This window comes from Neobacillus drentensis, from assembly GCF_036965645.1.
GTDB lineage: Bacteria > Bacillota > Bacilli > Bacillales > Cytobacillaceae > Neobacillus > Neobacillus drentensis_D.
This window is the reverse complement of sequence record NZ_JBALPZ010000184.1, coordinates 18,711-19,105: the sequence shown is the minus strand read 5'-3', so window position 1 is coordinate 19,105 and position 395 is coordinate 18,711. Positions and strand designations below refer to the sequence as shown.

Annotated in this window: 1 protein-coding gene; it reads left to right on the top strand. The window is 36.5% G+C overall.

Translation table 11 applies throughout. The features are described 5' to 3' along the window. Positions 1-106: 106 nt before the first annotated feature. Positions 107-395 (top strand): GntR family transcriptional regulator (locus V7266_RS26975; protein ID WP_335472300.1); only part of this gene is annotated, 289 nt, incomplete at its 3' end.

Sequence of the window (395 nt, the reverse complement as noted above, 5' to 3'; positions counted from 1 at the left end):
ATCATCAAATATAAAGGTATAAGTCCGACTCGCAAACTGTTAGTAAAAACGGTATAGTATTATTGTATGAAAAATTTAATATAGATGAAACTTGGCGGTGGTCCCAATGCAAAAAGCACAAATCCCGACATACGAGCGGATTGCGATTGATTTAGCAAATAGAATATACGATGGAAAGTTTAAAGTAGGAGAAAAGATTCATGGCAGGTCCACCCTTGCAAGTGAATATAAAGTCTCACCTGAAACAGTCCGAAGAGCAATCAAAATATTAGAAGACGTAGAGATTGTCCAATCCACTAAAGGAAGTGGGATTGTCATCTCATCGAGAGAGAATGCGTACAAATATATTCACCGTTTTTCCAATTTGGCGAGTATAAAGGATTTAGAGAAACAAA